Source organism: Adlercreutzia aquisgranensis, assembly GCF_943193145.1.
In the GTDB taxonomy this organism is placed as follows: domain Bacteria; phylum Actinomycetota; class Coriobacteriia; order Coriobacteriales; family Eggerthellaceae; genus Xiamenia; species Xiamenia aquisgranensis.
Genome location: NZ_CALPDA010000009.1, coordinates 52,638 through 68,645, shown reverse-complemented (window position 1 = coordinate 68,645; position 16,008 = coordinate 52,638). Strand labels below are relative to the sequence as shown.

Sequence of the window (16,008 nt, the reverse complement as noted above, 5' to 3'; positions counted from 1 at the left end):
CCTCCTCGCCGGGTGTCCCGGCTTGCTCCTCGTTAGGCTTCCTGCAGCTGCTCGATGCCGCGCAGCCGGGCGACCAGCGCCCGCCTGCGCTCCGACAGGCCCACTTCCAGGCCTACCGGGTAGGTGTGGGGGTTCAGCATGCGCTTCTGGCTCTCGTCAAGCGTCGCCAGTGACGCCTGGGCGCGGAGGCGGGCCTCCATAGCGCTTCGATGCGCGTCGTCGAGCACCGTCTTGCCGCCCCTGGCCAGCGGCGCGAGCAGCGTCTCGAAGCGCTTCCCCGCAAGTTTCTTCTGACGAAGGTCGTCCATGGGGTCCACGATGAGCTGGCGCGAATCCACCGGACGCGTGACATCGTACACCATGTCCCCCGCTATGCGTCCATCGTCGGAATAGTAACGCCGCACGTTCAAAACGCCGGGCACGGTGAGCTTCGCCGCCGATTCGGAAACCTTCAGGCGGTCGGTCCACTCCCCGTCGCCGGGCATGCGCGTGGCGGAGAGCTTGTAGACGCCTCCCAAGGTGGGCTGGTCGTAGCTGGTGGCCAGCTTCGTCCCCACGCCCCAGGAGGCGACGAGCGCCCCTTGCTCGCGAATGGAGTGGATGGTGTGCTCATCCAAGTCGTTGGAGAGCACGATGCCGGTGTCGCGCAGCCCCGCCTCGTCGAGCTTGCGACGGGCCATCTTGGCAAGCCAGGCCAAGTCGCCCGAATCGATGCGCACGCCGGCCAGGTGCTGGCCGCGGGCCTTCATCTCCAGCCCCACGGTGATGGCGTTGTCGATCCCGCGCTCCACGTCGTAGGTGTCCACCAGCAGCACGCAGTTGTTGGGAAACGCCTCGGCCCAGGCGCGAAATGCCGCCAGCTCGTCGGAGAAGGCCATCACCCATGAGTGGGCATGGGTGCCCGACACGGGAATGCCGAAGAGCTTGCCGGCCAGTACGTTCGACGTCGAGGAGCAGCCGCCCACCACGGCCGCCCGACTGGCCCACAGCCCGCCTCCCGCCCCCTGGGCGCGCCTAAGCCCGAACTCGGCCACCGGCGCCTGGGCCGCCAGGCACACCCGCGCAGCCTTCGTGGCCACCAGGGTTTGGAAGTTCACGCAGTTGAGCAGCGCCGTCTCCAGCAGCTGGCAGTCCATGATCGGACCGCACACCCGCACCAGCGGCTCGTTGGGGAACACGACCGTGCCCTCGGGCACCGCGTCGATGTCCACCCTCAGCGAGAAACCGGACAGGTACTCGATGAAGCCGTCCTTGAACAGCTTCCCGCCGGCAGGGGCGTCGAGCGAGGCCAGGTAGGACAAATCGTCGTCGGAGAAGCCGTAGCCGTCCACCATGTCGGCCACCTGGGCCATGCCGCAGGCGATGGCGAAGCCGCCCCTGAACGGGTAGTCCCGGAAATAGGCGTGGAAGCACGCCTCCTCGGCGATCTTGCCCGATTCCCAGTAGCCTTGGGCCATGGTGAGCTGGTACAGGTCGGTAAGCAGCGGGTAGTCAGTCTCCATTGCCGCCCCCCTACTCCTGCGCACCGGCGTCGGAGTTGGCCTTGTGGGTGCGCCGGCGTGCGCGCCTGTGCTGGTCGGGAGCCCCTGCTGCGGAAGCCTGAGCCGCGCCCTGCGACCGGTCGCGCCCGGCCCTCAAGCCCGAGGACTTCTGGCCGGGGCGGGGGCCCGACCCCTTGCCCTGCTGCTTGCGGGCCTGCTCGGGCCCGCGCCCGCCGCCCTGCCCGCGGGCGTCCTGGCCGCCCTTGCCCTGCTGCCTGCGACCCTTGCCCGAAGCCTGCTCGGCGCCGGGCGAGGCGCCGTTGCGCGGGCGGCGGCGGGAGCCCGAGCGGCCGGATCCGTCGCGCTGCCCGTCGGAGCCAGAGCGCTTGGAGCCTTTGCGCCCCTGGCCCTTGTCGCGGCCGGAGGCGGCAGACCCGTCGCGGCGCTGCTCCTCGGATCGCTTCGTGCGCTCCACGCGGCGCACCGACCCGCGCTCGGCGAGCTTATCCGATCCGCTCAAGGTGACCGTGGCGAAAGCGGCCATGCCGGCATCCGTGCCGTAGAGGCCCTGGTTCTGGGCCTGCTCCCATGCCTGCTCGCCGATCACCTTGGGCCGGTTGCCCTCTTCGGGCGGATCGAAGTCCGCCAGGGGAACCTTCACCGGCTTCTCCCCTTCCACGCGCACCGAGACCACCTCGCGGGGCACGTCCAAATCGACCACCTTGGCCGGTCCGTCGGGGGTCTGCACTGTGGAGCCGGCCTTCGGGCAGCGGCCCTTGAAGTCCTTGTACGCCTCGAACTCGTAGCGCAAGCAGCACATGAGCCGCCCGCACAAGCCCGATATCTTCTGAGGGTTCAGCGAGAGGTCCTGCTCCTTGGCCATGCGGATGGACACCGGGCAGAACTCGCCGCCCAACCGCTTGCAGCACAGCTCCTGGCCGCAGTGGCCCAGGCCGCCCACCAGCCGAGCCTCGTCGCGAACGCCGATCTGGCGCATGTCCACGCGCACATGGAAGCGACCGGCCAGCTTGCGCACCAGGTCGCGGAAATCCACCCGGTCCTCGGACTCGAAGTAGAAGATGGCCTTGTCGCCGTCGAGCAGGTACTCCACCGACACCGGGCGCATGTCCGAGGCGAACTCGGCAGCCATCTCGCGGAAGACGGGCATGGCCTCCTGCGAGAGCTCGATCATGCGCGCCGCCTGGGCCTCGTCCTCTTCCGTAGCCGCCCGCAGCACCGGCTTGAGCGGGCTTTTCAGCGACTTCATCTGCTCGTCGGTAGCTTCGAAGACCGCGGCGTCCAGGCGGCCGAACTCGGTGCCGCGGGCTGTGGACACCACCACCGGCTGCCCGGGTTCAAGCTCGTGGTCCTGGGCGTCGAACCACAGCGTCTTGGGATTGTACGTAAGGTTGACCGGCGCGATACGCACCATAAGAGCACCTACCGTTTCCTATTCCGCATCCCTGCGGCGAGGCGGCCCTTGAAAAGCAGAGCCGTGCTGCACCTAGCGGGCGAACAGGCACCGCCGGATCTCGAACAGCAGGGAATCGATGTTCGTCTCAGGGGAGACATTATAGGGGATTGCCTGGAGGAAGCGGTCCACAGCGGCCAAAGCGGCGGCCGCGCGCGCCGTATCTCCACGGGCTGCGACGGCCTGGATGGAGGCCAGCGCGTCGTCGTTGACCACCAGGTCGCCCCGGCCGGCGCTCGCGACCATGATGTCGCGCAGCCACGAGCGGCTGATGGACCCCAGCATGCGCATCTGGGCGGTGGTCTTGGCGGTGATCTGCCGCTTGTTGCGCTCCTCGAGCTGGCGGATGGCCGACTTCGAGAGGAAGTCGCGGTTCTCGTCAAGCTGCTCCTGGAGCTTGGCCTGGGCGGCATCGTCGGGCAGCTTCACCAGACCCAGAAGCTCGCGGCCGTAGCCCACCACGTCCCAGTCGTCGGCCTGCTGCAGGCAGCCCAGCACCGAAAGCACCCGCTTGCGCATAGAACGCTGGTCGGTAGATCCCAGAAGGGCCACGGCGCGCTCGATGGAGCCGTCGCAGGCGGCAAGGGCGCGGCGAGCCTCGGGCAGCGACGCGCCGGAGTTCTGGACCACCAGCGCGCAGGCCTCGCTCTGGGGGATGGTGCGGAAGGGCACCACCTGACAGCGGGACACGATGGTGGGCAGGACGCTTTCGGCCGTACGCGCCAGAAGCACGATGACCACGTCGTCGGGAGGCTCCTCAAGCGTCTTCAGAAACGCGTTTGCCGCCTGGACGCCCAGGAGGTCGGCGCGGTCGACGATGTAGACCTTTCGGGAAGCCTGGATGGGGGCCATGGACACCGACGAGATAAGGTTGCGCACCTGGCCCACGAGGTATCCCGCCGCCCCTTCGGGAGCGCAGTACACCACGTCGGGGTGAGTGCGCCGCGCCACTTTCCGGCAGATGTCGCACGATCCGCACAGTCCCCCGCGCGGGCCCTGCGGGCCTTTCGGACAGAGGATGGCCTGGGCGAAGGCGAAGGCGGCCTGGGTCTTGTTCGAGCCGGCCGGCCCGGTGAACAGGTAGGCGTGGATGGTGCGGTCCGACGCCACCGTGGCCCGCAGGAAATCGCGGACCTTGGGTTGGCCCACTATACCGTCGAATGCGTCGCTCATCGTCCGCCGGCCTGGTCGAAGCCGGCGGCGCGGGCACCGAGCTTGGGCAACGAGGCGCCGCGGGAGACGTCGAGCCGCTCGAAGAAGCCCTCGGGGAAGGCGTCCGGCTCGTTCATCCACGGGAACAGGTCGGCCACGGCGCGAAACACCGCCCGGGCCGTGACGGACTTGCGCTTGTCGGAGACGACGCAGCGGATGCGCTGCGGATGCGCCGCCGCCATGCGCTGGAAGGCGTCGTTGACCCGCATGTGGAACTCCAGCCCGGCCTCCTCCAGGCGGTCGGCCGCGCCGCGATGGGTGGCCCGCATGAGGCCGTCGGTGGCGGTGCCCCCCGTGGAGAGCAGCACGGTGCGGTCGGGCACGAGGCCCTGGCAGGCGAAGGCGCTGGCCCGCTCGATGAACGACTCGTCGAGCCCGCGGCCGGCGCCCTGGTAGGCCAGCGTGGAGTCGGTGAAACGGTCGCACAACACCACGCAGCCGCGCGCAAGGGCGGGCGCTATCACCTGCCCCACCAGCTGCGCGCGGGCCGCCTCGTAGAGCAGCAGCTCGGCTTCGGGAGCCATCTCGTCGTTGTTCGTGCTCAGCAGCACTGCGCGCACCTGCTCGCCGATGGCGGTGCCGCCCGGCTCGCGCAAGCACAGCACCTCGCGCCCGCGGCCCTGAAGCGCCTCGGCCAGGAAGCGGATATGGGTGGTCTTGCCGGCCCCCTCCCCGCCTTCGAAGGTTATGAGCACGCCCGCCTCGTTGGTCGGCTGCAGCGGTTGAGCCATGTCGGCACGCCCCTCTCTCAAGCCTCGAAAATCGTGTTGCCCGCAACGTCGATGCCCACGAACACGGGGAGGTCGACGACCTCTATGCGCCGCAGCGCCTCGGTTCCCAGATCCGCATAAGCGATGATCCGAGATGACGTTACGCACTTCGCCAGATAGGCCGCAGCCCCTCCCACGGCGGTGAGGTAGACCGACCCCGTCTCCGCGCAGGCCCGCCTCACCTCTTCGCTGCGCTTGCCCTTCCCCAGCGTCGCCACGACGCCGGCGCGGTAGAGCGCAGGCGCCGCGAAATCCATGCGGCTTGCAGTGGTAGGCCCCACAGCGCCGAAGGGGCGCCCGGCCGCCGGCGGCGTGGGGCCGGCGTAGAAGACGGTCTGGCCCGCAAGGCCGTACGGCAGGGCGCCTTCGGCCGAAAGCTCTTCCAGAAGACGCAGGTGGCCGGCGTCTCGCAGGGTGTACATGGGCCCGGTGAGCAGGCAGCGGTCCCCCGCGCGCAGGCGGCACAGCGCTTCGCGGTCCAGCGGCAGCGAAAGGCTCGCAGCGTTTCTCATCCCCTACACCTCGCCTTCGCAGCCGTCGCTCGCCGCAACCACGGAAACCGACTGTGTCGGCAGATCCACCGTGCAGCGGCGCAGGGCCGAGCACCCCATGTTGATGGCCACGGGCAACGCGGCGATATGGCAGGGTGCCGTGCTCACCGCCACGGCCAGGGCCGCATGGCGCCCTCCCAGGCCCCCGGCGCCCACGCCCGTGGCGTTGACCGCCTCGAGCAGCTCGCGCTCGAAGGCCGCCACCTCCGGGTCGGACGCAGGCTCGCCCACCGGGCGCAGAAGCGCGCGCTTGGCCAGGGACGCCACCTTGTCGAAGGTGCCTCCCACGCCCACGCCCACCGTGAGCGGCGGGCAGGCGTTGGCCCCTTTCTCGCGCACGCAGCGGACCACTTCCTCCACGATGGCCGCCCGCCCCGCGCCGGGAGCCAGCATCACCACGCGGCTGGCGTTGTCCGAGCCGCCGCCCTTCAGCATGACGGACAGGCGGGCAGTCCCCGGCTCGTCCACCGGATGGATATCGCAGAAGGCCGGGGTGTTGTCGCCAGTGTTCGTGCGGTCGACAAGGGCGTCGCGCACAACGGACTTGCGCAGGCGCGCCTGGTCGTAGGCCCGTGCCACCGCGTCGTCCACCAGGGAGAACACGTCTGCCGGCACCAGCACGCCGGGGCCTGCATCCAGGCTCACCCACACAGTGCCCGTATCCTGGCACAGCGGTACGCAATCCTTGGCGGCGATGCGCATGTTCTCGCACAGCTGGTCGAGCACCGCCCGTCCCAGCAGATGGCGCTCGTCGTCGCGCGCAGCAACGATGCCCGCCTCGACGTCCTCGGGGAGGACGCATGCGAGGGCGGGGATGGCTTCGTAGACCGCCTGCGCCACGGCCTGTTTCGTAACGAGTTTGTCCATGGGCTCAGTATAGCCTATGGGGCGCCAACGCGCCGCCAGCTATGGCGGCGGCCACCCGCAAACCATCGCAGGCGGCGCTCATGATGCCGCCCGCGTAGCCGGCGCCCTCGCCGCAGGGGAAAAGCCCCGACGCCCCCTCCCCTTCGCGCGAGGGGGCGCGTCCGTCGCAGAAGGCCTGCAGATCGCCTCCGCGCAGGATGCGCACCGGGCTTGAGCTTCGGGTCTCGACGCCGATCATGACCGCGCCGGGGTCGGCGAAGCCGTGCAGGCGCCGATCGAGCAACGGCAGCGCCGAGGCCAGGGCGTCGACCACGAATCCGGGCAGGCATCGGCGCAGATCGCACCAAGCCACGCCCCGGGCATAGCTGGGCTCGACGACGCGTCCGGCGCCGAAGTCAGCTGCCCCTGCGGACAGGAGGGAGCCCACGGTCTGGGCCGGCGCGCTGTACGGGGCGCCGCCCGCAGCCAACGCGCAGGCGTAAGCGGCCCGCTCGATGCGGCGCTGAAACTCCACGCCGGCCAGCACGTGGTCGCTGCCGAAGTCCTGCGGGCCCACCCCCACCAGAAGCGCGCTGTTGGCGTTTTCCCCGTCGCGGGCGTGACGGCTCATGCCGTTGACCACCACCGACTCCGGCTCGCTGGCGGCGCACACCACCTCCCCGCCCGGGCACATGCAGAAGGTGTACACGCCGCGAGGGCCGTCCGACGCCGTCGCGGGCAGCTGCACGGACAGCTTGTAGTCCGCCGGCCCCAACGCCTCGTGCCCCGCGAAGGGACCGTACTGGGCCCGGTCGACCAGCGACTGGGAATGCTCGATGCGCACGCCCACCGAGAAGGGCTTCTGCTCCATGGCCACGCCTGCGTCGTACAGCAGGCGAAAGGTGTCGCGGGCGGAATGCCCGCAGGCGAGCACCACGGCATCGACCTCAAGCCGCGACGTCTCACCGCGCGCTTCGGTGCTCCCCGAAGGCGCCAGGCGCACACCGCTGACCGCACCGCCCTCGAAATCGAGCCCCACCAGCTGGGTGAGGAAGCGCACCTGGCCGCCCATCTCCTCTATCTGGCAGCGCAACCGCCTCGCGACCCCCCTCAGGAGGTCGGTGCCGATATGGGGCTTCGCCTGCCACAGAATCTCATCGGGCGCACCAGCGCCCACGAACAGGCGCAGCACGTCGCGCGCATAGGGGCTCTTGATGTTGGTAGTGAGCTTGCCGTCGGAGAAGGTGCCGGCGCCGCCTTCGCCGAACTGGACGTTCGAGCGCGGGTCGAAGGGGCCGCCCGCTTCGAAGGAGCGCACGGCGGCAGTCCGGGCGTCCACGTCGGCGCCGCGCTCCACCACCACCGGGCGCATGCCGGCCTTGGCAAGGTACCAGGCGCAGAAAAGCCCGGCAGGGCCCGCTCCTACCACCACCGGACGCGCCCCTCCATGCGCACGGGCGGTAGACGCTGCGGGAAGCAGCGACGGCGCCGGCTCGTAGGGCCTTGCCTGCACGCCGGGCGCAGGGCGAACGGATGCGCCCGGTGCAAGATCGACGCGAAAGGACGCGACGAAATGCACGGCAGCCTTCTTCCGGGCATCCACGCTGCGCCGAAGCAGCCGCAGGTCTGCAAGCTCGGACTCCCCCACGCCCAGAGCCTCGGCCACGGCATGCCGCAGCGCGCGCCGACCCGCATCGGTTAGCAGGCCCGCATCCAGGGGAAGCGCCACGTTCGACACCTCCAAGGGGCTCTGGCTCAAGACAGACACCCTAGGCCTCCTTGCCCGCAACCATCTTTCGGGCTGCAGCGTCCCCGGCGACGATGCCGCTCGCCCAGGCCCAGTGAAGGTTGTAGCCGCCGCAGGGGCCGTCCACGTCCAGCGCCTCGCCGGCCGCGAACAGCCCCGGTACCGCCCTCGCCTCCAGCGTGCGCCCGTCGAAAGCGGCAATGTCGAGCCCGCCGCGAGCCACCTGGCACTGGGCAGGGTCGGCCATGCCCTCCACCGGGAAGCGAAGGGCCTTGGCAGCCCGAACGAACGCCGGCACGTCGGCGGCCGCGAACGGCCCCGAAACGGACAGCCCCGCCTGCTTGAGCACGAGTGCCCCCACGGCCGGCAGCAGCATGCCGCGCCCCCAGTCCTCCCCCGAAAGCACGGCCCCGTCGCGCACCAGCGCTTCGAAACGGCGCCCGAGCGCCTCCTGCGCTTGCGCAAGCCCCATGCCCGGCAACGCATCGACGAGCACCGCATCCCCAGGTCGCGCGAACCGCGACAGATTGAACACGGCGATTCCCGAAAGCCCGTAATCGCGGAAGAGCACCTCTCCTTGCTGGCGCGCCAGCAGCAGGCCCTCCCCGGTCACCCGAAAGCCACCGTCCGCATGCCCGACGTCCTCGCCGCAGGCTGCAGCGGCAGCCAAGGCGGACGAGCGAAGCTCCACGTCGTTGGCGATGCTGTTTCGGGCGGCCTTCTCGTCGGGGCGGCACAGGCACAGGGCCGCCTTCAGGCGGATGTTGTTCAGCGTCCTGGTCAGCCGCCCGTCAGAACGCAGGGGGCCGAGCACGGGGCTTAGCGCGCCCGAGCGCAGCAGCGGCGGGAGCTCCACGGTAAGACCATGCTTCCCGCCCATGGCCAGCACGACGGCCCGAGGGCGCATGACGGAGCCGTCGTCGAACCGCACGGCAAAGGGCCCCTCCGGAGCCGAAGGCGCATCGATGCGGACGGCACGCTTGGACGTCCGCTCGCGCACCCCCAGCCGGACGGCCTTCGCGCGCAGCACGTCCAGCACGCTTGTGGCTTTGTTGGCCTGGGGGTACAACCGCCCTTCGGACTCCTCGCGCCACAACAGCCCCGCATCGGCGAAGAAGCGGTGCACGGGGTCGGCAACGCCCGCTTCCCTGCCCGCCGTACAGCCTCCGCGTATCGACCAGCCCTGAAGCGACTGAAGTACCGACCCGACGAAGGCGGCGTTTCGGTAGTCCGACGCCCGCACCGAGGCGTTGGAGAAGTTGCACCGCCCGTTGCCCGTGGCAAGAATGGTACGGCCCACGCGCTCGTCTGCTTCGCACAGCGCGACTTCCACGTCGCTGCGCCCCGCAGCGCGCAACGCCTGGGCGGCCGACACGGCGCCTGCAAGCCCCGCAGCGCCGCCTCCTATGATCGCAATGGATTCCATGGCCCCATGATACCCCACGCCTTCTGGCTTCCGCGGAAAAAGCCCGCACAATCGGCAGGTTCACGAGGAAAAGCGCACGAACCTAACGATTATGCGGGCTGAGCGGACGGGCAGGCCCGGCATCCGCGAAACCAGATTCCGACGTCAACAGCGGCGGGCGGCAACGTTCCCGCGTAGCGCCGGACAGGGGCGGGCGAAACGGCCGGCAGCCCTACTTCGACTCCAGCTTGGGGATGGGGGTCTCGTCCACCTCGTCCAGGTTGCGGTCCCACACGTAGTGCTTCGTCTCGCGGGCGATCAGCCCCGAGAGCAGCAGCACCACGATGATGTTGGGCACGGCCATGAAGGCGTTGGCGATATCGGAGACGGTCCACACCAAGTCGCCGATTCCCACCGCGCCCAGGAACGCCACGGCCACGTAGATGACCTGGTAGGGGCGGATGGCCCGCTTGCCGAACAGGTAGGTGATCACGCGGTTGCCGTAGTAGGACCAGCCCAGGATGGTGCTGTAGGCGAACAGGATCATGCCGATGACCAGGATGGGCGTGCCCACGAAGGGGATGGAGGCGAAGGCGGCCGACGTCAGGTCGGCGCCGGCGGTGATCAGCCCTTGCTCCATGATCTCGGGGTTGGCAAGCATCGAGGACACCAGCACGATGCCGGTGAGAGCGCAGATGACCACGGTGTCCCAGAAGGTGCCGGTCATGGAGACCAGCGCCTGGCGGGCGGGGTTTCGGGTGGCGGCGGCGGAGGCCACGATGGGGGCCGAGCCCAAGCCGGACTCGTTGGAGAACAGACCGCGGGCGCAGCCGAACTGCAGCGCCAGCATAAGGCCGCTTCCCACCGCGCCGCCGAAGGCAGCCTTCGGGGTGAAGGCGCACTCGAAGATAAGGCAGATGGCAGGCCAGACGTACTGCCAGTTCAGACCGATGATAACGATGCAGCCCCAAGCGTAGGCGATGGCCATGAAGGGCACCAGCTTCTCGCAGACTCGGGAGATGGACTTGATGCCGCCGAAGATGACGAGCGATACCATGATGACCACGGCAAGGCCGATGCCCCAGGTGGGCACGCCCGGCGCGTTGGACACGATGATGCTGGTCATGGCGCTGGACTGCACGGCCGAACCGATGCCGAAGGAGGCGATGGCGGTGAACACGGCGAAGGCGCCGGCGCCCAGCATCGCCCACCAGGGGGTCTTACCGTCCTTGGTAAACGCGCGCTTCCAGGCGTACATGGCACCGCCCAGCATGTTGCCGTTATGGTCTTCCACGCGGTACTTCACCGCGGCGTAGGTCTCGCAGTACTTGGTGGCGATGCCGAACACGCCGGTAAGCCACATCCACAGCACGGCACCCGGGCCGCCGGCCAGGATGGCGGTGCCCACGCCTACGATGTTGCCGGTGCCGATAGTGGCCGACAGCGCCGTGGTAAGCGCGCCGAACTGGCTGATGTCGCCCGGAGCGTCCGGGTCGGGCGTCACCGACAGCTTGATGGCTGTGGGCAGCTTGCGCTGGATGAACTTCGTGCGGAAGGTCAGGAACAGATGCGACCCCAAAAGGAGCGCGATCATGGGCGGACCCCAGACGAAGGCGTCTATGGAGTTGATGGCATCGATTACGGCATCCATGGAAGGGCGGCTCCTCTCGGTCTGCGCCCAGATGGACGCACGGTCATGCGCCCAAGCATACCCGAAGATGCCGAAGGCGCAGCGCTGTCGGCCGCCCCGTTCCGACGAACGGCACCGCAAGGGCCCTCCGCGCGCGTCGAAACGCCCGCATGGAGGGCGCGGTCATCGGCGCCGACTACAGCGCCACCGGGTTCCAGCTGCCGTCGATGTCGCAGATCCACGCCTGCGGGTCGGCCACCGAGAAGAAGGTCAGGCGCGCGTCGTCGGCGCTCTCCCAGCTCTCGCCCAAGGCGACCATGTGGTCGAAGCCGTTTCGCCGCATGGACTCCGATGCACGGTCCTCAAGGTCGGCCCGTCCGCGCAGGATGACCCAACCGTAGCCGGTCTTCCAAGCCGTGGCTTCGAAGCGGGGGTTGCGCTGAAGCTCGTGGTAGACGTCCTTCTCGGTGGAGGTGCAAAACCACAGCCGCCCGTCCTGGATCTCGGCGAAGCTGAAGGGCCGCACGTGGGGCTGCCCTTCCCCGTCCACGGTGGCCAGGTACCAGGCGGGGACGCTGGTCAGGTAGTCGAGGATGGTTTCGAGTCCGTTTTCGTTGCTCATGGGGTTTCCTTTCGGTAGGGGCCAAACAGATTACAGGGGCAGGAAGTTCGCAGCCACGACGCAGGCCAGCAGCGCTGCCACGGCCACGACCCCGTTGCGGTCAAGCGATGTGTAGCTCAGCGGATGCAGCCGCGTGCGGCCGTCGGCACCATGGTAGCAGCGGGCGTCCATGGCGGCCGACAGCGTCTCCGCATGGCGAAACGCGCTGGTGAACAAAGGCACCAGCAGCGCCGTCAGGGTGCTCACCCGCCATTTCGACAGCACGGCCCCGCGGCTTACCTGGGCGCGGTAGATGGTGGTGAGCTCGCCCACGAACAACGGCATGAAGCGCAGCGCCAAGCCCATCATCATGGACAGCTCGTGAGCGGGCAGTCCGAAGCGGCGGAAGGGGGCCAGCAGGTACTCGAAGGCGTCGGTGATGTCCAGCGTGGGCGTGGTCAGGGTGAGCAGACTCATAGCCAGCAGCAGGATGACCAGGCGAAGAGCGATGAAGAAGGCCATGCGGATGCCGCCTGTGGTGATGGTTATCACCCACCAGTGCGCCACCACGTCGCCCGTCTGCACGAAGAGCACGTTGAGCAGCGCCGTGATGACCACGATGAAGATGAGCGGCACGATGGAGCGCAGGGCGCTGCCAAGCGGTATGCCCGACAGCACGAACAGCGCCGCCACGAAGACGGCCACCACCGCAAGCGAGCAGAACGTCTGGGCTACGAAGGCGATAGCCATGACCGCCAGCGACAGCAGCAGCTTCGCCCGGGCGTCCATGCGGTGGACGGGGCTGTCGCCGGGCCAGTAACGGCCTATGCAGGTGATGTCAGGCACAAGCACCCTCCTTCCGCCCGAACGCAGGCGCCGCGCTCCCGCCCAGCTGAGGCGCCAGGTCCTCGGCTAGGCTCTCGGTGTCGTAAAGCGCCCGCGGCAGCGCGAACCCCTCTGCCCGCAGCTGTTCGGCCATGCGCTGGGCCGGCGGCACGTCCAAGCCTATGCTACGCAGGGCCTCGCCCTGGGAGAACACATCCTCCGGGCTGCCAAGGGCGAACGCGCTGCCGCCGTTGAGCACCAGGATGCGGTCGCACAGGCGCGCCAGGTCGTCCATGTTGTGGGACGCCATGACCACCGACATGCCCCCGGCATGCAGCTCGGCTATGAGGGCCAGGAAATCCTCGCGGGCCACCGGGTCGAGCCCGGCCACCGGCTCGTCGAGCACCAGCACCTGCGGATCCATGGCCAGCACCCCGGCGAAGGCTACGCGGCGCTGCTGGCCGCCGGACAGCTCGAAGGGGCTGCGGCCGCCGACCTCGCCGACGTCCAGGTGCACCCGCCCCAGGGCATGGCGCACCCGCGCATCGAGCTCAGCGCCGGAAAGCCCCAGGTTTCTTGGCCCGAAGGCGACGTCCTGGGCCACCGTGGGCGCGAAGAGCTGGTGCTCGGGGTACTGGAACACCAGCCCCACGCTCCCGCGACACTGCTGGGCCCAGCTTTTGTCGGCCAGGTCGCGCCCGTCCACGAGCACGCGACCCTGCGTCGGATGCAGAAGCCCGTTCATGTGCTGGATGAGCGTCGACTTGCCGCTGCCCGTATGCCCCGCAAGCCCTAGAAATTCGCCAGGCTCCACCACGAAGCTCACATCCCGCAGCGCCCAGCGCTCGTTCGGGTCGGCGCCCCACTCCGCCCGGCCCAGCGCCTGCTCCGAGGCGGTCGCCTGCCCCTTCGCCTTGCCGCGACGAAAGTCCCGGCCGCCCTTGGCCTCGGCCGGGTCGGCCTTCCGGTAGGAGTAGCTCACCTGCTCGAACGCAACGCGCATAGCTCCTCCTTCAACAGCTCGGGCTGCACGTGCACGGCCACGTCGACCCCGCGCTTGCGCAGCGCGACGGCAAGCGACGCGACGAAGGGCACGTCCAAGCTCATAGACTCCAGGCGCGCCGGGTCGCTGAGCACCGCATCGGGGTCGCCGTCGGCCACCACGCGCCCCGCCTCGAGCACCACCACGCGATCCGCCTGCGCGGCCTCGTCCATGAAATGGGTGATCATGACCACGGTCAACCCCTGCTCGTTGAGCTCGCGCGCAAGACGCATGAGCCCCTTGCGCCCCCGGGGGTCGAGCATGGCCGTGGCCTCGTCGAGCACCAGGATGCGCGGACGCATGGCCAGCACCCCGGCAATGGCCACGCGCTGCTTCTGGCCGCCGGAAAGCGCCGTGGTCTCGCGCAGGTCGAAGCCCTGCAGCCCCACGTTGCCGAGCGCCTCGATCACCCGTCGCTGCAGCTCATCAGGGGCAACCCCCAGATTCTCGGGACCGAAGGCCACGTCGTTTTCCACCACGCTGGCCACCAGCTGGTCGTCGGGATTTTGGAACACCATGCCCGCGTGGCTTCGGATGTCGAAGGTGCAACGAGGGTCGTCCGTAGACCAGCCGAGCACCGTCACCTGGCCCTCGTCGGGCAGAAGCAGGGCGTTGATATGGCGGGCAAGCGTCGACTTGCCCGACCCGTTGCCTCCCAGGATGCAGAGGAACTGCCCTTCGGGAACGGAGAGGTCGATGCCGTCCAGCACGAAGGCCTCTCCGTCGTAGGTGAACCGGATGCCGTCGAAATCCACGGCCGCCCCGTCGGTCGCGCGTGGCATCTCGCCGGGCGCGCACCCTGCATCGCCAGACGTGCCGACCGACCCGAATGCGCCGACCAGCTCGCCGGACGCACCAGCCAGCCCCGGCGCGCCAGCCGACGCGGGCACATCGGCCAACCCCGGGTGTGCTACAGCCTTATCGTCCATGCACCTGGTCCTTCTTCGGGGTGATGAGGTTGCTCACGGACTTGTAGATGATCAGCGTGAGCACCGCGTTGATGGCGCCCTTCAGCAAGTTGAAGGGAACCAGGATGGGGATGATCATGTCGATCACGGCCTGCAGGGGGACGCCCAGGTACACGGGCGTGACAACCAGGTTGCCCAGGATAGCCATGATGACGGCGGCCACAACGGCAACCACAAGGCCGACTACCGCACCGCGCCAGCTATGGATGCGCTTGTAGACGAGCGCCGAGGGAATCACCAGGCCGGCCACCACCATGATGTTCATGAGCGCTCCGGAGAAGTCGGCCATGAGCAGCCCGTGCAGGATAGCCTCCACTGCCCCCACCGCAAAGCCGGCGGCCGGCCCGAAGGCGAAGCCGCACACCATGGCGGGCATGGAGGACACGTCGCACTTAAGCCAGGTGACGCCGGGCAGAAGCGGAAACTCGATGAACGAGAGCACCACACCGATAGCGCACATAAGCGCCATGGTCACCAGCTGGCGCGTACCCCATACGTTGGTGTTGGCGTAGCGCTTTCCCTGGGGGGCGCGCCCGGCGGCCTGCTTGCCCTCCACTTCCTCGAGCGTCTTCATAGATCCGGCCATGATCCACCTCTTTTCTTCGGGTCAAGCGTCTGGCAGGCTGGTGCTTCCCGACCCGAGAAAAGGAAACAGGCCCGCATGAATTCCTTCACACAGGCCTGAAACACGCTCTTGGAACGACATCGGGCGCAAGGCCCGGTCTCTCCAGAACCGCTGCTTCTTCCATCCGGACTGTAACCGTTGGTCCCGGAATCCCACCGGAGTCAGCCTGGGACGCCCGCAGCGCCCAAGGACGCCGCCGATGCCGCCAGGGTCGCGGACTGGCCCCGCCGCCGCAGCGTTTCCCGCTGCAGCCTGAGGCATTACCGCCAGTGAGGACTTTCACCTCGCCCTGAAACAGAATTCATCTAGCACGGTAGTGTAGCGCCTGCAGCAGCAAGACGCAAGCCCCCCCCACGTACATAAGGCCTATGCTGCAAACGTCAGCCGCTTATCGCGAGGGGTTCCGAGGGCCGCCGTTGCCGCCTCGGCCCTCGAATAAAAGCTTTCGGCTAAAGAAGTTCCAGACAGCCACAACCGCCGTGGCAGCCACTTTGACAAGCAAGTAGCTCAAGCCGACAAGCTCAACGCCGGCCCACATGCAGGCATTGTTGAGCCCGAGCCCGACGACGGACAGTGCAAAGAAAGCGGTGATTTCCTTTCGTCGCTCCATCCCCCTTTTTCGAGTAAATACGTATTCCATGGAAGCAAGATAGTTAAAGAACGCCGACACGCAAAAAGCTATCGTCGCGCTTGCAAGATAGACGAACCCGAACACTTCAGTCAGTATAACGAGCAGAGAATAGTCGATCGCAAATGCCACAACGCCCACAATGCCGAACTTGCCGAATTGGACGACCAAGCCAGACAAGCTAATCCTCCTTTTCCGCGAACCCC

General features: G+C 68.4%; 15 protein-coding genes and 1 riboswitch. All 15 genes read right to left on the bottom strand.

The annotated features are described in order from the left end of the window. Nucleotides 1-32 precede the first annotated feature (32 nt). Entirely contained in the window at nt 33-1,502 is a 1,470-nt protein-coding gene (locus NFR41_RS06775) for a nicotinate phosphoribosyltransferase (protein WP_251231236.1), read from the bottom strand. A 10-nt stretch (nt 1,503-1,512) separates the two neighbouring features. Next, nucleotides 1,513-2,913, bottom strand: coding sequence for a regulatory iron-sulfur-containing complex subunit RicT (locus NFR41_RS06770; RefSeq protein WP_251231235.1), 1,401 nt, complete (start codon nt 2,911-2,913; stop codon nt 1,513-1,515). 72 nt (nt 2,914-2,985) lie between these two features. Then, nucleotides 2,986-4,125 carry a DNA polymerase III subunit gene (locus tag NFR41_RS06765; RefSeq protein WP_160214023.1) on the bottom strand — a complete coding sequence of 380 codons (1,140 nt, stop codon included), beginning with the start codon at nt 4,123-4,125 and terminating at the stop codon, nt 2,986-2,988. Further along, nucleotides 4,122-4,895 carry a dTMP kinase gene (gene tmk / locus NFR41_RS06760; protein WP_251231234.1) on the bottom strand — a complete coding sequence of 258 codons (774 nt, stop codon included), beginning with the start codon at nt 4,893-4,895 and terminating at the stop codon, nt 4,122-4,124. Before tmk ends, NFR41_RS06765 begins: the two co-directional genes overlap by 4 nt. A 17-nt stretch (nt 4,896-4,912) precedes the next feature. Further along, nucleotides 4,913-5,446 carry a fumarate hydratase C-terminal domain-containing protein gene (locus NFR41_RS06755; RefSeq protein ID WP_251231233.1) on the bottom strand — a complete coding sequence of 178 codons (534 nt, stop codon included), beginning with the start codon at nt 5,444-5,446 and terminating at the stop codon, nt 4,913-4,915. A gap of 3 nt (nt 5,447-5,449) precedes the next feature. Then, nucleotides 5,450-6,352: a fumarate hydratase gene (locus tag NFR41_RS06750; RefSeq protein WP_251231232.1), complete on the bottom strand. Its 903-nt coding sequence runs from the start codon at nt 6,350-6,352 to the stop codon at nt 5,450-5,452. 4 nt (nt 6,353-6,356) lie between these two features. After that, nucleotides 6,357-8,099: an NAD(P)/FAD-dependent oxidoreductase gene (locus NFR41_RS06745; protein ID WP_251231231.1), complete on the bottom strand. Its 1,743-nt coding sequence runs from the start codon at nt 8,097-8,099 to the stop codon at nt 6,357-6,359. Nucleotide 8,100: 1 nt separating this feature from the next. After that, the gene (locus NFR41_RS06740) at nt 8,101-9,504 is read right to left on the bottom strand and encodes an NAD(P)/FAD-dependent oxidoreductase (protein WP_251231230.1); all 1,404 of its coding nucleotides are present in this window, start codon (nt 9,502-9,504) and stop codon (nt 8,101-8,103) included. Between the two features lie 211 nt (nt 9,505-9,715). Beyond that, nucleotides 9,716-11,134 (bottom strand): alanine/glycine:cation symporter family protein, encoded by a 1,419-nt coding sequence (locus tag NFR41_RS06735; RefSeq protein WP_251231229.1) that lies wholly within the window; start codon nt 11,132-11,134, stop codon nt 9,716-9,718. Between the two features lie 175 nt (nt 11,135-11,309). Continuing rightward, a complete protein-coding gene (locus NFR41_RS06730) occupies nt 11,310-11,735 on the bottom strand; it encodes a pyridoxamine 5'-phosphate oxidase family protein (protein WP_251231228.1) in 426 nt (141 codons plus the stop codon). 30 nt (nt 11,736-11,765) lie between these two features. Continuing rightward, nucleotides 11,766-12,560 (bottom strand): energy-coupling factor transporter transmembrane component T family protein, encoded by a 795-nt coding sequence (locus tag NFR41_RS06725; protein ID WP_251231227.1) that lies wholly within the window; start codon nt 12,558-12,560, stop codon nt 11,766-11,768. Beyond that, nucleotides 12,553-13,542, bottom strand: a complete 990-nt coding sequence (locus NFR41_RS06720) for an energy-coupling factor transporter ATPase (RefSeq protein ID WP_251231226.1) — start codon at nt 13,540-13,542, stop codon at nt 12,553-12,555. Before NFR41_RS06720 ends, NFR41_RS06725 begins: the two co-directional genes overlap by 8 nt. Then, nucleotides 13,518-14,510: an energy-coupling factor transporter ATPase gene (locus tag NFR41_RS06715; RefSeq protein ID WP_251231225.1), complete on the bottom strand. Its 993-nt coding sequence runs from the start codon at nt 14,508-14,510 to the stop codon at nt 13,518-13,520. The genes NFR41_RS06720 and NFR41_RS06715 overlap by 25 nt, the downstream gene beginning before the upstream one ends. Next, nucleotides 14,500-15,135 (bottom strand): ECF transporter S component, encoded by a 636-nt coding sequence (locus NFR41_RS06710; protein ID WP_285833860.1) that lies wholly within the window; start codon nt 15,133-15,135, stop codon nt 14,500-14,502. Before NFR41_RS06710 ends, NFR41_RS06715 begins: the two co-directional genes overlap by 11 nt. A 147-nt stretch (nt 15,136-15,282) precedes the next feature. Next, nucleotides 15,283-15,475, bottom strand: a riboswitch (FMN riboswitch). An 87-nt stretch (nt 15,476-15,562) separates the two neighbouring features. Beyond that, a complete protein-coding gene (locus NFR41_RS06705) occupies nt 15,563-15,982 on the bottom strand; it encodes a GtrA family protein (protein WP_251231224.1) in 420 nt (139 codons plus the stop codon). Nucleotides 15,983-16,008: the final 26 nt, after the last annotated feature.